Source organism: Pseudomonas sp. 32_A (assembly GCF_017490905.1).
In the GTDB taxonomy this organism is placed as follows: domain Bacteria; phylum Pseudomonadota; class Gammaproteobacteria; order Pseudomonadales; family Pseudomonadaceae; genus Aquipseudomonas; species Aquipseudomonas inefficax.
Window position 1 is genome coordinate 1 of sequence record NZ_JAFGYI010000079.1, and the last position, 4,195, is coordinate 4,195.

Here is a 4,195-nt window from a genome sequence, read left to right on the forward strand (position 1 = left end):
CGATTACATCGAGATGTTCTATAACCCTAAACGCCGACACAGCAGTGCTATGCAGCTGTCTCCAGTAGAGTATGAGAAACGCTATTTCCTGAGCTTGGAGAGTGTCTAGAAAACCAGGGGCGATTCAAAACGCAATATCGGTGGTGGAAGCGTTGGATTCCTTGATGATCGCCCATGATTTTCTGCTGAATCGCGAGCGCCGCCCCCAAACCAACATCACAACGGATTAGTCAAGGCACAAAGATGATTTATGAGGATGTCGACCCGCAGCTTCTCGCCTTTTTGCATGATCCCCTGGCAACGCTCGAAGCCTTGGATATTGAACGAAAGCGTCCCAATTGGCTTACCCGGATCCTCTACAAGGTACGAGCCCTTCGGCGCTTCATTAGTTCCGAACAGGTTCAGTGGCTTGTCTTAGAGAAGCTGAGTGCGGGCCTGGCGAAGGCGAAGAGAACTCTGCCCCAGCACCTCTTTGAAGACAGCGTTTCGCTCAATGAAAAAACTATGAGTCGCTTCACTGAGCAACTGAGCAAGTACTTCAGAATTGGTATCTCGCTGGTTGAGAATGAGGCCGACTCGAGCGAGCGGCTTTCAATGCTCAATGCATTCATTCAGGCCAACACCTGGGCCAAACTCGAGTACACCTGCAACAGGATTGCCGAGAACCTGCAGCTTCGCGCTGAGCATAACTTGGCCATTTTGAGTAACGCCAACCTTTGGCTTGGTTACTACCTAAGCGAGGTGTACTTTCTCATGGCGCACGGACTACTGAGCGCCAGGCTGGAGGGGAAAACGCTGTCGATCGTGCCTACTGCTACGCTCCGGCGTCGCCTCAAAGGGCATTGGTTAGCAGAGATCTGCGAAGCTAACTCTAAAATTAGTGACATGCGCACTTTGCTCGACATGGCACTGGTACTACAGAGGCTAGGGCATTTGCCGCCTTCGGCACGCGAGCCGCTGATCGCCCATGTCCTCGACAAGTGCCTGTCCATACACACAAACTATCTATCAGCGAACATAATCCTGCACCCCCAGTATCAGTACTTGCGCGAGATTGTCTACTTCGCTACGTATCTCGAGCTGCGAGTAATGCTAGGTGAGCGCATTACCCCAGAAGCTCAGCTGCAAAGCTGCGTAAGTCCGGCGACTATCAGCATGATCAACTCCGCTCTCTCGGGACAGGCGCCGACGCTAAATTCAGCCAGCAGCTTTATCGAATACAAAGGCAATACATACGTGCGGGGTGCGTTGAGCTTTAAATATGGATTGAGGAAGTTTGTAGGGCAGTTACTAGGGAAAGCTTTACAAGGTGGTAAGGGTCAGGATTTCAGAGGGGTGATCGGTATCAGTTTTGAGGCGGATTATATTGTTAACTACATCAGAAATCTCGACGATCCGCGATTCAAGGTCTATGGTGAATTCAAACCGGGCAACAGGTCGAAAGTCAAGGGGTACGATATAGATCTGGTTCTTCAGGACCTAGAGGAAGATATTTATTACTTTATCCAAGTAAAGTATCGACTATCCAATCTTCCTACTTATCTCTCTGAGCAATGCCGGCTTTTTTCCGAGCCTGAGTTCCGTAAGGGCTTCGTAAAACAACTGGCAATGCTGAGAGATAATCTCACCGATGACAGCATTAGGCAAAAGCTCAGTAGCCACGGCTTGGCCAATGCGCATACGCATAACAGCCATTTTGTTTTGTTGCACAACTTACCGTTTCTCAATTTCTATGAGCTGGATGGCATCTTCTTCTACGAATGGAATCTGCTCCGGAACATCTTGCGCGACGGACGCGTACAGTTCCGCAAGGATCAGGAGCTCACTGAGGGGTATGTCTTGAGCAAGCCGCGTTTGCATCAGCCGGGAGAGTTAGTTAACGCCTATTTAAGTCATCCGCAGAACGGTGCACGATTAGCCGACCACTATGAGATCTACTGTAGGGCGAGCGCGCAATTCGCTTATGACGACCTGGATGTCATTTGCAAGCTGATTTGAGAGTGATACCTCCTCACTGCTGTTACTAGCAATGCGGTACATAATCGCTGCACGCCTCATAGACAATAAACCGAATAGCCGTTTTGAATGGCTCACAGATGAGAAGTGGGCCATGAGCGAGCGATCTGGTAGTAGCGTGATCGTCATTACATCAGGCCCTCTTCCTGCGAACGCCAGATCAGGCTCAGGTGGCGCGAGCTGCGGTTTGAATCGACCATTTTCAGGCCTTAGTACTCGGCCTGCGGCAAGTCTTATTAAGGGTTCTTCATCATACCCAGCTCAGCATCATCCATCAGCGCCTTGGCCAAAGCGCAGAGGTAATGCGAAGCCCAGATCAGCTGGGGTTTGTCTTCCATCAAGCCGTCCAGGGTCATATCCCGTGCGTAGCCCATAAGCTCCGAGGCTTGTTCGCGGGCGCTCTGGCAGGGGATGCCTGCTTCGATGCGGAACAGCGGATGGGTCTGGTTTTCACCTTGGTAGAAGGTGGTTTTGCCGACGGTGAATTTGGTTTCTTCTGTAGACATTGTTCTATCTCCCCGAAATCTCTAGTGCCTGGTCTGGCCTCATCGCCGGCAAGCCAGCTCCCACAGGTACTGCACAGGTCTCGAGATCTGTGGTGCAGCTCAGATCTATGTGGGAGCCGGGCTTGCCGGCGATAGGGGCAGCCCAGGCGACACATCAATGAAGCCTTAGTGCAAGGTTCTAGGCTCAGTGGGCATCTGCACCTGGACTATTGCGGACTCAAGCAAAGCTCGCAGCGTCTCCAGCTCATGCATCGAGGCCATCATCAGAATCGACGCGGGCGATTTGGGCTGCAGCAGTATTGCCTGATGCACAACGGTAGCCGCGCATAGCGCGTAGTCCGTGGCTTGGATCAGAGTGTCTTCAAGGGATAGAACGTTGTGGGGTGGATCAGGGACTATTTTCAGCATAAACCCTCTCAGTGCCTTTAAGGGCTGCCGCAGATCCGCTGTCAAACGGAAGGGTGGCAGCTGTTTGTGGGTTGACAGACCGGGGGCACTGAGAATCCCGGCGCACACAGAGGTGCCCCACGCACAGCTGCCATAACTGGCATTGCACATGCTCTCAGTGAACCACGGCCTGTCAAAACCGTGCCGCCAATTGGTAGCGGCAGGTCGAGACTATGGTTCACGATTTCCATGTGCAACGAAAAACAGGCGCAGGGAGTATCTTTGGGAAATGGCCTACAAGGAAGGGGTTAATTCTGACTTTTTTCGCCTATCACCTTCACAGCATGCAACGCCGGCTGCTCTGTTAATGGTTTGTGGCTCTCAAAAAGCTTTCCACTCACGAATCCCTGTATCCAGTTATGTCGCGATGCCAGCAAACGACCCAGCATGGACTTTCACCCCTCAAGCCTTGAAACTGACCCGCTCGCATCTACACCGAAGTAGGTCCTGGGCCCGCCCCCTGACAACGGACGCCAAGTCACAGCCAAGGGAATGCACCAACGATGACCATCGAAGCTTTTGCCCCTTTCCAGCGCTTTGCCGCTGACCTGCTGAAGTACTTGCCAGCCGACCAGCAGGACGGCTCCCACGACCTGTCCCACATCCATCGCGTTTGGGTCAACGCCCAACGAATACAGCGCGTGGAAGGCGGCGACCTGGAAGTGCTGCTTGCAGCGACTGTGCTGCATGATTGTGTCGCAGTAGAAAAGAACTCGCCCTTGCGTGGGCAGGCGTCAACGCTGTCTGCACAAAGGGCGGCGTCAATCCTGGCTGATATGGGCTGGCCCTTGCAGCGCATCGAGCAGGTGGCGCATGCGGTCAAAACCCACAGCTACTCGGCTGGCTTTGAACCACTCACCCTTGAGGCCAGGATTCTTCAGGACAGTGATCGCCTGGACGCCATAGGTGCAGTGGGTATCGCCCGGTGTTTTTACGTTTCCGGGCGGATGGGGTCGGCGCTTTATGATTTCGAGAACCCTGCTGCGCTGGGGCGGGAATATCAGGACAAGGCGTATACGGTCGAGCATTTTCATACCAAGCTGCTCAAGCTTGCGTCAGGGTTTAAAACTGGTGAAGGGGCTCGGCTGGCTGCTGAGCGTCATGCTCGGCTTGAGGTGTTTCTGGCGGATTTCATGGATGAGATTGGGGCGGGTGGGGCAGTGCTGAAGTGACGCGGTTTGGGGGGATTGGCAGGTTGTTTAGGGCGTGAGGCCGCTGTCTAGGAG

5 protein-coding genes are annotated in these 4,195 nt (G+C 53.3%); 3 read left to right on the forward strand and 2 right to left on the reverse strand.

Annotated features, from left to right (window positions below; translation table 11 throughout):
- A partial coding sequence (locus tag J5M58_RS25605) for an IS3 family transposase (RefSeq protein ID WP_135192744.1) occupies positions 1 to 109 on the forward strand: 109 nt, incomplete at its 5' end.
- Positions 110 to 243: 134 nt separating this feature from the next.
- Positions 244 to 1,998 (forward strand): hypothetical protein, encoded by a 1,755-nt coding sequence (locus tag J5M58_RS25610; protein ID WP_207880089.1) that lies wholly within the window; start codon positions 244 to 246, stop codon positions 1,996 to 1,998.
- 254 nt (positions 1,999 to 2,252) lie between these two features.
- Here J5M58_RS25610 and J5M58_RS25615 read toward each other — a convergent pair whose 3' ends face one another.
- Together J5M58_RS25615 and J5M58_RS28120 are read right to left on the reverse strand one after the other, a co-directional pair.
- On the reverse strand, positions 2,253 to 2,522 hold the full coding sequence (locus J5M58_RS25615; RefSeq protein WP_085600479.1) for a DUF3077 domain-containing protein: 270 nt from the start codon (positions 2,520 to 2,522) through the stop codon (positions 2,253 to 2,255).
- Between the two features lie 165 nt (positions 2,523 to 2,687).
- On the reverse strand, positions 2,688 to 2,930 hold the full coding sequence (locus J5M58_RS28120) for a hypothetical protein (RefSeq protein WP_112253799.1): 243 nt from the start codon (positions 2,928 to 2,930) through the stop codon (positions 2,688 to 2,690).
- Positions 2,931 to 3,472: 542 nt separating this feature from the next.
- Here J5M58_RS28120 and J5M58_RS25620 point away from each other — a divergent pair.
- On the forward strand, positions 3,473 to 4,141 hold the full coding sequence (locus J5M58_RS25620; RefSeq protein WP_207880091.1) for an HD domain-containing protein: 669 nt from the start codon (positions 3,473 to 3,475) through the stop codon (positions 4,139 to 4,141).
- Positions 4,142 to 4,195: the final 54 nt, after the last annotated feature.

Excerpts from the sequence above, each read along its gene's own strand:
- J5M58_RS25615 (WP_085600479.1), bottom strand. The coding sequence starts at position 2,522 with ATGTCTACAGAAGAAACCAAATTCACCGTCGGCAAAACCACCTTCTAC.
- J5M58_RS25620 (WP_207880091.1), top strand. The coding sequence starts at position 3,473 with ATGACCATCGAAGCTTTTGCCCCTTTCCAGCGCTTTGCCGCTGACCTG.
- J5M58_RS28120 (WP_112253799.1), bottom strand. The coding sequence starts at position 2,930 with ATGCTGAAAATAGTCCCTGATCCACCCCACAACGTTCTATCCCTTGAA.
- J5M58_RS25610 (WP_207880089.1), top strand. The coding sequence starts at position 244 with ATGATTTATGAGGATGTCGACCCGCAGCTTCTCGCCTTTTTGCATGAT.